The sequence below is a fragment of the Pseudomonas sp. HLS-6 TE3448 genome, assembly GCF_053629555.1.
In genome coordinates, this window is the sequence record NZ_JBRJIO010000001.1 from 832,385 (window position 1) to 845,914 (window position 13,530).

At 58.3% G+C, this 13,530-nt stretch carries 16 protein-coding genes; 8 read left to right on the plus strand and 8 right to left on the minus strand.

All coding sequences use genetic code 11. The features are described from left to right. Positions 1-122: 122 nt before the first annotated feature. Together AB7M23_RS03990 and AB7M23_RS03995 are read left to right on the plus strand one after the other, a co-directional pair. On the plus strand, positions 123-1,535 hold the full coding sequence (locus AB7M23_RS03990; RefSeq protein ID WP_454240243.1) for a peptidoglycan DD-metalloendopeptidase family protein: 1,413 nt from the start codon (positions 123-125) through the stop codon (positions 1,533-1,535). A 3-nt stretch (positions 1,536-1,538) separates the two neighbouring features. Continuing rightward, entirely contained in the window at positions 1,539-2,636 is a 1,098-nt protein-coding gene (locus AB7M23_RS03995; protein ID WP_330522807.1) for an anhydro-N-acetylmuramic acid kinase, read from the plus strand. Between the two features lie 54 nt (positions 2,637-2,690). Here the strand turns inward: AB7M23_RS03995 and erpA are convergent, their stop codons facing one another. Together erpA and argC are read right to left on the minus strand one after the other, a co-directional pair. Continuing rightward, complete coding sequence (gene erpA, locus AB7M23_RS04000) at positions 2,691-3,041, minus strand: iron-sulfur cluster insertion protein ErpA (protein WP_065759005.1); 351 nt, start codon at positions 3,039-3,041, stop codon at positions 2,691-2,693. A gap of 157 nt (positions 3,042-3,198) precedes the next feature. Further along, positions 3,199-4,233: an N-acetyl-gamma-glutamyl-phosphate reductase gene (gene argC / locus AB7M23_RS04005; RefSeq protein WP_065759006.1), complete on the minus strand. Its 1,035-nt coding sequence runs from the start codon at positions 4,231-4,233 to the stop codon at positions 3,199-3,201. A gap of 149 nt (positions 4,234-4,382) precedes the next feature. On the opposite strand from argC, the gene hemJ reads away from it, so the two are divergent. The 5 genes from hemJ to AB7M23_RS04030 all read left to right on the plus strand — a co-directional run bounded on the left by hemJ (position 4,383) and on the right by AB7M23_RS04030 (position 7,877). Beyond that, on the plus strand, positions 4,383-4,808 hold the full coding sequence (gene hemJ, locus AB7M23_RS04010) for a protoporphyrinogen oxidase HemJ (protein WP_065759007.1): 426 nt from the start codon (positions 4,383-4,385) through the stop codon (positions 4,806-4,808). 124 nt (positions 4,809-4,932) lie between these two features. Then, entirely contained in the window at positions 4,933-5,715 is a 783-nt protein-coding gene (locus tag AB7M23_RS04015; protein WP_454240244.1) for an SDR family NAD(P)-dependent oxidoreductase, read from the plus strand. 64 nt (positions 5,716-5,779) lie between these two features. Further along, positions 5,780-6,118 (plus strand): histidine triad nucleotide-binding protein, encoded by a 339-nt coding sequence (locus tag AB7M23_RS04020; protein ID WP_028942126.1) that lies wholly within the window; start codon positions 5,780-5,782, stop codon positions 6,116-6,118. A gap of 65 nt (positions 6,119-6,183) precedes the next feature. Further along, positions 6,184-6,831, plus strand: a complete 648-nt coding sequence (coq7, locus tag AB7M23_RS04025) for a 2-polyprenyl-3-methyl-6-methoxy-1,4-benzoquinone monooxygenase (RefSeq protein ID WP_099775979.1) — start codon at positions 6,184-6,186, stop codon at positions 6,829-6,831. A gap of 5 nt (positions 6,832-6,836) precedes the next feature. After that, entirely contained in the window at positions 6,837-7,877 is a 1,041-nt protein-coding gene (locus tag AB7M23_RS04030) for a DUF2157 domain-containing protein (protein WP_454240245.1), read from the plus strand. A 77-nt stretch (positions 7,878-7,954) separates the two neighbouring features. Here AB7M23_RS04030 and speD read toward each other — a convergent pair whose 3' ends face one another. Together speD and AB7M23_RS04040 are read right to left on the minus strand one after the other, a co-directional pair. Next, positions 7,955-8,749: an adenosylmethionine decarboxylase gene (gene speD / locus AB7M23_RS04035; RefSeq protein WP_330522809.1), complete on the minus strand. Its 795-nt coding sequence runs from the start codon at positions 8,747-8,749 to the stop codon at positions 7,955-7,957. A 232-nt stretch (positions 8,750-8,981) separates the two neighbouring features. Further along, positions 8,982-9,404 carry an OsmC family protein gene (locus AB7M23_RS04040; protein WP_065759011.1) on the minus strand — a complete coding sequence of 141 codons (423 nt, stop codon included), beginning with the start codon at positions 9,402-9,404 and terminating at the stop codon, positions 8,982-8,984. Positions 9,405-9,592: 188 nt separating this feature from the next. Between AB7M23_RS04040 and crp the strand changes: the two genes are divergently transcribed. Next, positions 9,593-10,237: a cAMP-activated global transcriptional regulator CRP gene (crp, locus tag AB7M23_RS04045; RefSeq protein ID WP_454240246.1), complete on the plus strand. Its 645-nt coding sequence runs from the start codon at positions 9,593-9,595 to the stop codon at positions 10,235-10,237. Here the strand turns inward: crp and AB7M23_RS04050 are convergent. Genes AB7M23_RS04050 through AB7M23_RS04065 form a run of 4 tightly spaced genes read right to left on the minus strand, consistent with a single transcriptional unit; the run spans position 10,234 to position 13,477 of the window. Next, entirely contained in the window at positions 10,234-10,938 is a 705-nt protein-coding gene (locus tag AB7M23_RS04050) for a lipoate--protein ligase family protein (RefSeq protein WP_409279013.1), read from the minus strand. The two genes, crp and AB7M23_RS04050, sit on opposite strands and share 4 nt — an antisense overlap. A gap of 53 nt (positions 10,939-10,991) precedes the next feature. Continuing rightward, positions 10,992-11,828 (minus strand): indole-3-glycerol phosphate synthase TrpC, encoded by an 837-nt coding sequence (trpC, locus tag AB7M23_RS04055; protein WP_454240247.1) that lies wholly within the window; start codon positions 11,826-11,828, stop codon positions 10,992-10,994. Beyond that, entirely contained in the window at positions 11,825-12,874 is a 1,050-nt protein-coding gene (gene trpD, locus AB7M23_RS04060) for an anthranilate phosphoribosyltransferase (protein ID WP_454240248.1), read from the minus strand. Before trpD ends, trpC begins: the two co-directional genes overlap by 4 nt. Before the next feature lie 9 nt (positions 12,875-12,883). After that, positions 12,884-13,477, minus strand: a complete 594-nt coding sequence (locus AB7M23_RS04065; protein WP_065759050.1) for an aminodeoxychorismate/anthranilate synthase component II — start codon at positions 13,475-13,477, stop codon at positions 12,884-12,886. Between the last annotated feature and the right edge of the window lie 53 nt (positions 13,478-13,530).

Genomic DNA, 13,530 nt, shown 5'->3' on the forward strand with positions numbered 1-13,530 from the left:
ACCCGACTGATGACGTCTGCCCGCTTGCTTTGGAAGGGATTTGGTTATATTTTATACAGTTATTTCATCTTCATCATGTCATTCATCTTTTCCATTTCATCTTTTTCAAAGTCAATTTACCCATGAGCAACGAACCGCCTAAAGCGCCTCCGCTTTATCCGAAGAGCCATCTGTTGGCTGCGAGCGGCATTGCAGCCTTACTCAGCCTGGCTTTGCTGGTATTTCCATCCAGCGAAGTCGAGGCCAAGAAAACAACCCTGAACCTTGAGCTGGAAAGCCCAGTCGAGCAGCTTGAGCAACAACAAGCAACGCCACCGCTGGCCAGCGAAGAGGCTGCACCCTCACCGTTTGCCCAGATAGACAACGCTGACGAAAAAAACGAGCAAACTGCCAAGACGGAGCCTGCACCAACAGCAGAAACAGCTAAATCGCCTAGCCACCGCGAAGTCACCGTAGGCCGCGGCGATACGCTGTCGACACTTTTCAGCAAAGTCGGCCTGCCAGCCAATGCGGTGCATGAGGTACTGGCCAGTAACAAGCAGGCCAAGCAGTTCAGCCAGCTCAAGCATGGCCAGGTTCTGGAAATCGAACTGGACACGGGCGGTCAACTGTCCAGTTTGCACAGCAAGGTCAGCGACCTGGAAACCATCCGCCTGACCAAGACCAGCAACGGCTATGCGTTCAATCGCGAGATCAGCAAACCGACTGTACGCACTGCCTATGTGCACGGCGTCATCAAGAGCTCGCTTTCTGCGTCAGCACAACGTGCCGGCCTGTCTCACAGCCTGACCATGGATATGGCCGGTATCTTCGGCTACGACATCGACTTCGCTCAGGACATTCGCCAGGGTGACGAGTTCGATGTGATTTATGAACAGAAGGTAGTCAACGGCAAGGTCGTAGGCACCGGCAATATCCTTTCCGCCCGCTTCAGCAACCGCGGCAAGAGCTATAGCGCCGTTCGCTATACCAACAAGCAGGGCAACACCAGTTACTACACCGCCGACGGCAACAGCATGCGCAAGGCGTTCATCCGTACACCGGTTGATTTCGCACGTATCAGCTCGCGCTTCTCTGCTGGGCGTAAACACCCGATCCTGAACAAGATTCGCGCGCACAAAGGCGTCGACTATGCAGCGCCACGTGGGACGCCAATCAAAGCCGCTGGCGATGGCAAGGTGCTTCTGGCCGGGCGTCGCGGCGGCTATGGCAACACCGTCATCATTCAGCACGGTAACCGCTATCAGACGCTCTACGGGCATATGCAGGGCTTCGCAAAAGGCGTGAAGACCGGAGGCTCGGTCAAGCAGGGCCAGGTGATTGGTTATATCGGCACTACTGGCCTCTCCACCGGCCCACACCTGCACTATGAATTCCAGGTCAATGGCGTCCACGTCGACCCTCTGGGCCAGAAGCTACCCATGGCAGACCCTATCGCCAAGGCTGAACGCCAACGCTTCATGCAGCAGAGCCAACCGCTGATCGCACGCATGGACCAGGAAAAGGCCACCATGCTGGCCTCGAGCAAGCGTTAAGCGATGCCTCTCTATCTGGGGGTGATGTCCGGGACCAGCCTTGACGGCCTGGACATCGCATTGATCGAGCAAGCGCAACAGCTCAAGCCAACGCTGCTCGCCACGCATTACATCCCCATGCCGGACACGCTTCGCCAGTCGCTACTGGCGTTGTGCGCCAGCGGGCCGGATGAAGTCGCCCGGGCAGCACTTGCCGAAAATGAGTGGGTGGCGCTGGCAGCGACCGGAATCCAACAATTGCTGAGTACTCAGCACCTGCAACCCAGTGCCATTCGCGCCATTGGCAGCCACGGCCAGACCATTCGACATGAACCGGCGCGCGGCTTCACTGTGCAGATCGGCAACCCAGCCCTGCTAGCCGAGCTCACGGGCATCAGCGTCGTCAGTGACTTCCGACGCCGCGACGTCGCCGCAGGCGGCCAGGGCGCCCCTCTGGTACCCGCCTTCCATGAATCGCTGTTCGAGCACCCAGGCGAACGCCTGGCAGTACTCAATGTCGGTGGTTTCAGCAACCTCAGCCTGATCGAGCACGGCATGCCAGTCAGAGGCTTTGACTGTGGTCCGGGCAACGTACTGCTGGACGCCTGGATTCAAGACCGCAAGGGGCTTAGCTTCGATGCAGGGGGCGCTTGGGCTGCGAGTGGGACGGTCATTCCGAGCTTGCTGTCTGCCTTGCTCAGTGACCCGTTCTTCGCGGGAACCGGCCCCAAGAGCACAGGCAGGGAAGTGTTTAACCTTCCATGGCTCAAGCACCACCTCAGCTCACAACCCGTCCACGACGATGCCGACGTACAGGCCACACTGCTGGAGTTGACCGCACAAAGCATCATCAACTCACTGCAGGCAGCCCAACCGGGGACACAGGTACTGTTGGTATGCGGGGGCGGCGCGCACAACGACGTGCTGATACAGCGCTTGGCCAAACTGCTTCCCGGTGCGCGGGTCAGCAGCACTGACGCTTGCGGCGTCGATCCGGACTGGGTAGAGGCGATGGCATTCGCCTGGTTGGCTCATTGCTGCCTGGAAGGCATTGCGGGCAATCGCCCCAGCGTCACCGGCGCCCGCGGCCCTCGGGTACTTGGCGCTATCTACCCTGCATGAAGCGCACAGCAAAACGCCGCGCAAGTGCGCGGCGTCAGCAGTAAACACCCGGCCTTAGATCGAGAACGAAGAACCGCAACCACAGGTGGTGGTAGCGTTAGGGTTCTTGATCACGAAACGCGAGCCTTCCAAACCTTCCTGGTAATCCACTTCGGCACCTGCCAGGTACTGGAAGCTCATCGGATCGACAACCAAGGCAACGCCTTCGCGCTCCACGACAGTATCGTCTTCGGCAACGTCTTCATCAAAGGTGAAACCATACTGAAAGCCGGAGCAACCGCCGCCGGTTACGAACACTCGCAACTTCAGACGGTCATTACCCTCTTCATCGACCAGGGTCTTCACCTTGTGCGCGGCGCCCTGCGTGAATTGCAAAGCCGTAGGGGTGAAGGATTCGACGCTCATGCTGACTATCTCCCGGCGCTGTGCCGCCATAATGCGTGATGACAGGCATTATCCGCTTCTCCGAGAAAATTGGTCAAGAATTGAAGCAGACCCACGCCACACGTGAAACGACACTGCAAGCGCCTCCCACGTGTGGTTTCCCGCGCTTTAAAGGTGATTAAGGCAACAGCCCCGCATGAGACAGACCCATGCGCTCGTCCAGGCCAAAAAGGATGTTCAGGTTCTGTACCGCCTGACCCGACGCGCCCTTGACCAGGTTATCGATGACCGAGAGCACTACGACCAGGTCACCACCTTGTGGCCGATGAACCGCAATACGGCAAACGTTGGCACCTCGCACGCTACGGGTTTCCGGGTGGCTGCCGGCTGGCATGACATCGACAAACGGCTCATCTGCATAACGTTTTTCGAACAGCGCCTGCAGGTCCACCGAGGTATCGGCAACGGTGGCGTACAGGGTCGAGTGGATACCCCTGATCATTGGCGTCAGATGCGGCACAAAGGTCAGACCGACATCACCACCGGCAGCACGGCGCAAGCCTTGGCTAATTTCTGGAAGGTGACGGTGCCCTTTGACCGCGTATGCCTTCATGCTTTCACCGGCTTCGCAGAACAGCGACCCTACGCTGGCGCCACGGCCAGCACCACTGACACCGGACTTGCAGTCGGCGATCAGGCGCGAGGTATCAGCAATGCCTGCCTCAAGCAGTGGCAGGAATCCCAATTGGGTAGCGGTTGGATAGCAACCAGGGACGGCAATCAGGCGCGCCTGGCGAATCTGCTCACGGTTGACCTCGGGCAAACCATAGACCGCATCCTTGAGCAGTTCAGGTGCACCGTGTGGCTGACCATACCACTTGGCCCACTCGTCAGCATCCTGCAAACGGAAGTCCGCAGAGAGGTCGATCACCTTGGTACCGGCTGCCAGGAGCTCCCCAGCCAGCGCATGGGCTACACCATGTGGCGTGGCAAAGAAGACCACGTCGCATGCTGCCAATGCCTTGCTGTCGGGCACGCTGAAGGCAAGGCCATCGTAGTGGCCGCGCAGGTTCGGGTACATGTCGGCGACGGCCAGCCCTGCTTCTGATCGCGATGTGATCACCGCCACCTCTGCCTGTGGATGCTGTGCCAACAGACGCAGCAGCTCGACACCGGTGTAACCCGTGCCGCCGACGATACCGACCTTGACCATAACGCGTGCCCCTTCTGAACGAACCGACTGTAGAGTGTAAAGCCAGCGATAATATGGGGCTGTCGCTTTGGTAACAACCGTTGAGATGACGGGGGCCACCCACAGCCACTACTATCCGACCACCGTAAACCCTGAAGGAACTGCAAAACATGCTTTATCTATGGATCAAGGCCCTACACATCGTCAGCGTGGTGTGCTGGTTTGCCGGGCTGTTCTATTTGCCCCGGCTCTTCGTCTACCACGCCCAGAGCCAGGACAGCATCAGCCAGGAACGTTTCGTGACCATGGAGCGCAAGCTGTACCGGGGCATCATGGGGCCGGCGATGATCGCCACTTTCATCTTTGGCATCTGGCTGCTTAGCTTGAACCCCGGCTTCATGAGCCAGGGCTGGATGCACGCCAAGCTGACACTTATCGTGCTGCTGACCGGCTACCACCATATGTGCGGCGCCCAGCTGAAACGTTTTGCACGTGGAGAAAACACTCGCAGCCACGTCTACTACCGCTGGTTCAATGAGGTGCCCGTGCTGATTCTGCTGGGTATCGTCATCCTGGTGGTGGTCAAACCGTTCTAAGCCGAACCTCGTCGGCCACTACCCGCACTGCAGGCGCAACGCCTGTACGTAGCGGTAGTGGCTGCGCCGACCCCAACCTGTAAACTACGCGCCTTGAACAACGCCCCCCTGATTGGAGAACTGCATGACCCGTTACGCCATGATCACCGGTGCCTCCAGCGGCCTCGGCCTGGCACTGGCCGAAGCACTGGCCAGGCGGGGGCGCAACCTGATTCTGGTGGCACGACAACGCGACCTGCTTGAACCTGTCGCCATCGAACTGACTCAACGTTTCGGTGTAGAAGTTCTTTTCCGCGCCTGCGATCTCGGCGAGCCGCTGCGTCTGTCTGGCTTTCTACTTGAGCTCGAGGAAGGCGAACGGCAAATCGATCTGCTGGTGAACTGTGCAGGCATCCGCTCCTATGGCCCGTTCCTCGCTCAGGAATGGGCAGACGAGCAGGACCTGATCGAAGTGAACATTCTCGCCCTTACCCGCCTTTGCCACGCGCTGGGTAACGCCATGGCAGTTCAGGGCGGAGGGCAGATCCTCAACGTTGCCTCCCTCGCCGCGTTTGCGCCTGGCCCCTGGATGAGCAGCTATGCCGCAAGCAAGGCGTATGTTCTGCACTTCTCCGAAGGGCTACGCGAAGAACTCAAGCGCACCGGCATCAAGGTTTCAGTCCTCTGCCCTGGCCCGGTGCGCTCATCCAGACGCCGTATTCCACGCCTGGACAACAGCAAGCGCTGCCTGAGCGCCGAGGAAGTGGCGCTGCATACCGTTCGAGCGCTGGAAAAAAACCGTGCCTTGATCATTCCTGGTCGGCGCAATCGCTGGCTTGCGTTCAGCCCACGAATGCTCTCGCGCTGGCTCACACGCAAGCTGGCCGGTGCCATCAACCAACGCTATCGCCCAAGCAGAATCGAATAGAGGCTGGGCGGCAGGCCGCGCGCTGAGTACACTCAGGCCAGACCACCACCATGGAGCAAGCGTTGTGGAGACTCTCTTCACCAAGATCATCAACCGGGAGATCCCGGCCAAGATCATCTACGAGGACGACCAGGTTCTGGCCTTCCACGATATCGCACCACAGGCACCCGTACATTTTCTGGTTATCCCGAAAAAGCCTATCCGCACCCTCAATGACCTGACCGAAGAAGACAAAGGCCTGGCTGGCCATATCCTCTTCACCGCTCAGCGCCTGGCCAAAGAGCTGGGCTGCGAAGACGGTTTTCGTGTGGTCATGAACTGCAATGAGCTGGGCGGTCAGACCGTCTACCACATCCATATGCACGTGCTCGGTCAACGCCAGATGCACTGGCCGCCGGGCTGATCCAACGCAAGCCGTGTTATCTGGATTGGGGTAAACTATCGGGCACATTCTTGCGGAGGTGCCCGATGGCTACCGAACGTCACTACTCGCCGCTCGACCGCTTGTTGCTGCAGGCCGACACTGCCATGCGCACCTTGCTGCCCTTCAGCGGCCAACCTTCCCGCCCGTCTCCGGCGATCATCCAGCCCGACAGTGACATGGACGACGAACAAACGCGCCATGTAGCGGGCCTGATGCGCATCAACCATACCGGCGAAGTCTGTGCTCAAGCGCTGTATCAAGGCCAGGCACTGACGGCAAAGCTGCCGCAGGTACGCAAGGCAATGGAACATGCAGCCGAAGAAGAAATCGATCACCTGGCCTGGTGCGAACAGCGCATTCGCCAACTTGGCAGCCACCCAAGTGTGCTAAACCCGTTGTTCTATGGCATGTCATTCGGCATCGGCGCAGTGGCCGGGCTGATCAGCGACAAGGTCAGCCTGGGGTTCGTCGCAGCTACCGAGCATCAAGTGTGCAAGCACCTGGATGAGCACCTGGAGCAAATTCCAGCCGAAGATGAGAAATCACGGGCTATCCTCGAGCAGATGCGCATTGATGAAGCACACCACGCCGAGTCGGCACTGGACGCTGGGGGCTTCCGCTTCCCTGCGCCGATCAAGTTCGGGATGAGCCTTATGGCAAAGGTCATGACTAAAAGCACTTACCGCATGTGACCATCATGGCTGATCGCTTCGATGCTCAAGATCTTGCCCGTGCCGTAGCAGCGGGGATTCTCCAGCCCGGCCAGGATCAGGCCCTGCTGGATTTCCTCAAGCAGCAACCGCAAGAGCGTGCCAGCTTCCAACTGGCGCATGTCGCCTATTACTTTGGCGCACTACTGATCATGGGCGCCATGGGCTGGCTATTGACCGAAGCCTGGATGAGTATCGGTGACAGCGCCCTGCTGCTGATCGCACTGAGCTACATCGCCCTGCTCACCCTGGCCGGCAAGGCCATGCACCGCAGTGGGCAGGTAATCCCTGGTGGGCTGCTCGCTGCCGTGGCGGTGAGCATTGTGCCGTTGGCAGTGTTCGCACTCGAACGCCTTAGCGGTTTCTGGCCCATGGACGACAGCCAAGGTGACTACCAGAACTACTACCGCTATGTACAAGGTGGGTGGTTGTTGATGGAAGTTGCGGCAGTGGTTGCCGGCCTGCTGATGCTGCGCCTGGTGCCCTTCCCGTTTATCGTGATGCCAATGGCGATCGCCCTCTGGTTCATGTCAATGGACCTGACCGAGTGGGTCTACGGTGACGGATTCAGTTGGGATCAGCGTCGAGAAGTCTCGCTGTGGTTCGGCCTCGGTTTGCTGCTGGTATGCGTCTGGATTGATGGGCGCAGCCGCCAGGACTATGCCTTCTGGGGCTATCTGGCCGGGCTCGCAGCCTTCTGGGGCGGGTTGACCTTGATGGACAGCGGCAGCGAATGGGGCAAGGCCATGTACTGCCTGATCAACCTTGGCTTGATGGCCGTTGCTCTTTTGCTGCGCCGCCCCGTGTTCATGGTGTTCGGGGCACTGGGTGTGGCGGCTTATCTGGGGTACCTGTCCTATGATGTGTTCGCTGACTCACTGCTGTTCCCGCTGGTACTGAGCCTGATCGGGATCGCGATTATTGGCCTTGGCGTGTTCTACCAGAAACACCGCGAGCGCTTGAGTACAGCCCTACGTACCCTGCTGCCAACTGCCATCGTGGATTTTCTGCCCGGATTGCGCCGCTAAATGCAGCGCAACAACCGGAGCGACTGACGAAAATAAAAAAGGGGCCCTCGCAAGGGCCCCTTTTTTTGCCTGGAAATTTACGCTGGCATGTTGCGAGCGTAAAAGATTTCAAGCATTTCGTGTTTTACACGCTCAGTCACCTGCGCGCGCTGTTCTGCAGACAAGTTGTTGGTCGCGTCGCCGAACAGGTAGTTGTCCAGTTCGAAGTCCTTGAGCAGCATCTTGGTGTGGAACAGGTTCTCCTGATACACATTGACGTCCGTCATCTGGTAGGCGGACTTGGTATCTTCAGAGAGGTAGTTCTGGATCGAGTTGATCTCGTGATCGATGAAGTGCTTCTTGCCTTCGATGTCACGGGTGAAACCGCGCACACGGTAATCCACAGTCACGATGTCCGAATCGAACTGGTGAATCAGGTAATTGAGCGCCTTGAGCGGTGAAATAACCCCGCAGGTCGACACATCGATATCCACACGGAAGGTAGCGATGCCATCCACCGGATGAATTTCCGGGTAGGTGTGAACAGTGATATGGCTCTTGTCGAGGTGGGCCAGAATGGTATCTGGCAATGGGCCCGGCGACTCTTCGATCTGGCTGTCGGTCGGGGTGACCGGTTGTTCAGAGATCAGAATGGTCACGCTGGCGCCTTGTGGCTCGTAATCCTGACGGGCAATGTTCAGGATATTGGCACCAATGATATCAACCACATCGGTGAGAATCTGCGTCAGGCGTTCGGCGTCGTACTCTTGGTTGATGTACTCGACGTAGGCCTGCAGGTCCTGAGGGGACTCTGCATAGCAGATATCATAGATGTTGAAGCTCAAGGTCTTTGTCAGGTTGTTGAACCCGTGGAGCTTGAGTTTGCTTTTCACCGTTGAAAACTCTCTATATGTGTGCGGCCCGGCCGCGTGATCAAGCATGCCCGTCAGATGCGAACGACGCACCTGCGTAGGACGGTTAACACCTCTTCGCGATGGCGATTTTGGTTGTCTGGTCGGAGCAGGTCCGAGACAGGGCCAAAGCCCTGAAAAAGGGGCGCATTATGCAGACCTGAAGCCCGGTCTGCCAGAGTGTGCGCCGCTTTTATGATAGTTGAATGTCGACTCAACCCAGCTCGACGATTTCATAGGCGTGAGTAATCTCGACACCCGCACGCCCCAGCATGATCGAAGCCGAGCAATACTTCTCGGCAGACAGCTCAACCGCACGTTTGACCTGAGCCTCTTTCAAACCACGGCCCTTGACCACAAAGCGCAGATGTATCTTGGTGAATACCTTGGGGTCTTCACTCGCACGCTCAGCCTCCAGGAACGCTTCACAGCTTTCTACCGCCTGCCGCGACTTCTTCAAGATGCTGACCACATCGAAGTTGCTGCAACCGCCCAGACCCAGCAGCAGCATCTCCATCGGCCGAACGCCCAGATTACGCCCGCCACTCTCCGGCGGACCATCCATGACCACCACATGGCCACTGCCTGACTCGCCGAGAAACATGGCTTCGCCAGCCCACTGGATACGCGCCTTCATACCTGGACTCCATTAAACATGAAAAAGGCTGCCAGCTTAGACCCTGCGGGCACGTCGGAAAAGCTAAGCGTTCAAGGAAATGTGCCGATACAGGAACACGCGTCTGATAAGCTGACGCCAAATCACTGGCGCAAAAGCCAGGCTACTTACAAAAGTGTCCACGCATCGCTTCTTTCCGGAATTCAGCCATGGTTGCCTTGAACCTCCCAGCCAAGATCAAGAACATCGACAAGTTGCTTGCTCATTGTCAGCGTCGGCATTTCACTGCCAAGAGCAACATCATTTGCGCGGGCGACGAGGCTCATACCCTGTGGTACATCGTCAAGGGTTCGGTGACCATCCTGATCGAGGATGATGAAGGCCATGAGATGATCATCGCCTACCTCAACAGTGGCGACTTCTTTGGTGAACTTGGGCTCTTTGAACCCGAGGGCAAAGAGCAGCAACGCAGTGCCTGGGTACGCGCCAAAAGCGAATGTGAAGTGGCCGAAATCACCTATGAGAAATTTCGCGAGCTGGCCCGCCAGGACCCGGACATTCTCTACGCGCTCGGTAGCCAGATGGCACAACGCCTGCGTAACACGACTCGCAAGGTAGGCGACCTGGCCTTTTTCGACGTCACCGGACGCGTAGCCCGCTGCCTGCTGGAGCTATGCAAGCAACCCGACGCAATGACCCACCCGGACGGTATGCAGATCAAGATAACCCGACAGGAAATCGGCCGAATCGTCGGATGCTCACGGGAGATGGTCGGCCGCGTGCTCAAGGCTCTTGAAGAACGCAGCCTGGTTCAGGTCAAGGGCAAGACCATGGTGGTCTACGGTACCCGCTAGTCTTTCGCGATACCCGCAAGCACCGCGCCATAGGCCTGCGCCAACTGTGTAAACAGTGGGGCCTCGGGTACCACTTCGTGCAGGGCAATGTGGCTATCGGCCAGACAACGCTGCTCCAGCTCGCAACACTCATTGAACCGGTTCACTGCGGCGACCATCGTTTCGCGCTCGTTGTCCAACAGCAGAGCACCATGCACCAGCACGACAGGCCGCTTGCCATTGAGCCCCTGACGCCAGCGCTGAGCCGTACCGACCAGTTTGCGACCATTAAGGTTGACGTTGTAACGACCATCGCAGAACGCCCCCTCGATCTCTCCGACCGAAGCAACCCCGCCCCACTCACGCAGGGCCTCGCACAAGGGTTGGCAAAGTCGCTCATAGGCGCTTTCGATCCGCCCATGATCACCCTCACTGCGCGGCGCAACATACACCAGGGCAATATTGATGACCGCTGGTGATTGCGGTACAGGCTCGCCGCCAGTCTCTCGCAACAATACCGGCCAGCCGGCAATCGCCAGTTCCGCACAGGCCGCCTCGAAGCCCTCCAGGCGACTCATGCGCCGAGGCATGACCAAAGCCCGGTCAGTCGGGCGCCAGAACAACACACCATGGTCTTGCTCACCTCGACACACAGCGGCCAGCAAGTCCTGCTCAGCACGCAGGCCAGCTTCAACGGTCACGGCAACAGGTTGATCGTTCATCGCATTAACCTTGTCGATACAAAAAAGCCGGCATCGCCGGCTTCAGGGGTTGATCAGTCCAGACCTGGAACCAGGTTCTGTGGCACAAGCTCAGGGAAGAACAGACGCTGCAGTTCATAACCTGGATTGTCCGCGCGCATGAACGCTTCGCCGACCAGGAAGGAATACACCTCATTGATTTCCATCAACTCGACGTCGGCACGGGTCAGAATGCCGCTTTCAGTAATTGCCAGACGATCACGCGGAATGCGTGGCAACAGGTCGAGCGTCGTTTCCAGGCTCACCTCAAAAGTGTGCAGGTTACGGTTGTTGACACCAACCAGCGGGGTATCAAGGACGTTCAATGCCCGATCGAGTTCATCACCATCATGCACTTCGACCAATACATCGAGGCCGACACCTTTGGCGGTGGCCGCCAGCTCAGCCATCTTCACGTCGTCCAACGCGGAAACGATCAGCAGTACGCAGTCAGCACCCAGGGCTCGCGCTTCGACGATCTGGTAAGGATCGATCATGAAATCCTTGCGGATAACGGGCAAGGCACAAGCCGCTCGGGCCTGCTGCAAATACACATCAGCGCCCTGAAAGTAGTCGACGTCGGTCAGTACCGACAGGCAGGTTGCCCCACCCTTCTGGTAACTGACCGCGATGTCGGCCGGAACGAAGTGCTCGCGAATGACACCCTTGCTCGGCGAAGCTTTCTTGATTTCAGCAATAACCGCTGGCTGTTTGCGTGCCGCCTGCCCGATCAGCGCCTTGGCAAAACCACGAGGCGCATCGGCGCTGGCCGCCAGACGCTCAAGTTCGGCCAGGCTCACCCGGGCGCTGCGCTCGGCGACTTCTTCGACCTTGCGCGCGAGGATTTTTTCCAGAACCGTCGGCACACTCATCCTTCATTCTCCTGCTTGAATACAGCGGTAAACGCACCCAGCTCCTCGAGTTTTTCACGAGCAAGACCGGTGTGCAGCGCATCATGTGCCAACGCGACGCCCTCTTTGAGCGAAGAGGCGTGATCTGCGGCATACAGTGCTGCGCCCGCATTAAGCACGATCATTTCTGCAGCCTTCTGACCGTTTTCAGTCTTGCGTCGGCCCAAGGCATCGCGAATCAGCTCCAGCGAAGCCGCCGGGCTTTCAACCGACAGCCCATGCAGACTCTGGCTTTTCATGCCAAGGTCTTCAGGCTCGACCCAATACTCGGTAATCTGGTCGTTCTTCAATTCCGCCACAAAGGTCGGCGCGGCCAGGCTGAACTCGTCCAGGCCATCCTTTGAATGCACCACCAGTACATGTTTGCTGCCCAAGCGTTGCAGCACTTCGGCCAACGGCCGGCACAGCGCTTGAGTAAACACACCGACCACCTGGTGCTTCACGCCGGCAGGATTCGTCAGCGGGCCAATCATGTTGAACAGGGTGCGCAACCCCAGATCACGGCGAGGGCCGGCAGCGTGCTTCATTGCCCCATGGTGCGACTGGGCAAACATGAAGCCGATACCAACGCTGTCAATGCAACGAGCCACTTGAACCGGGGTCAGGTTCAGGTAGATACCGGCGGCCTCAAGCAGGTCGGCACTGCCACTCTTGCCCGAAACGGCACGGTTACCATGTTTGGCAACCGTGCAACCCGCCGCTGCCACCACAAATGACGAGGCAGTAGAGACATTAAAGATGTTCGCGCCGTCGCCGCCGGTGCCGACGACATCGACAACACCGGTAAGGGTGTTGAGTTCAACTTTATCCGCCAGCTCACGCATCGCCGAGACGGCACCGACGATTTCGTCAATGCTCTCGCTCTTCATGCGCAGCCCCATCATGAAAGCGCCGATCTGCGCTTCGGTGCATTGGCCGGTCATGATCTGACGCATGACGTCGCGCATTTCATCGGTGGAGAGGTCCAACTGACTGACGATACGGGCCAGCGCGCTCTTGATATCCATGTTCGATCCTTAGCGGTGGCCGCCGCTCTGCTTGAGGAAGTTGGCGAACAGCTCGTGGCCCTGTTCAGTGAGGATCGACTCAGGGTGGAACTGCACCCCTTCGATGTTCAGCGTCTTGTGCCGCAGGCCCATGATTTCATCGACAGAACCATCTGCCAGCGCAGTCCAGGCGGTGACCTCAAGACACTCCGGCAAGGTTTCGCGCTTGACCACCAGCGAGTGGTAGCGGGTTACGGTGAGCGGATTGTTCAAGCCCGCAAATACGCCGAGGTCGCGGTGGAACACAGGGCTGGTTTTGCCATGCATCACCTGGCGGGCACGCACCACGTCACCGCCAAAGGCCTGGCCGATGGACTGGTGGCCCAGGCAGACACCGAGAATAGGCAATTTCCCGGCAAAATATTTGATTGCCTCCAGCGACACACCCGCTTCAGTTGGGGTGCAAGGGCCGGGGGAAACAACGATACGTTCGGGCTTGAGCGCCTCGATCTGGGCGATGGTCAGTTCGTCATTGCGAATGACCTTGACCTCTGCACCCAACTCGCCAAGGTACTGCACGACGTTGTAGGTGAAGGAGTCGTAGTTGTCGATCATCAGTAACATCTGGTCAACCTCTTGAGTCTGCTGACTCTGAATACCTGTCTTGCGCCGAAAAG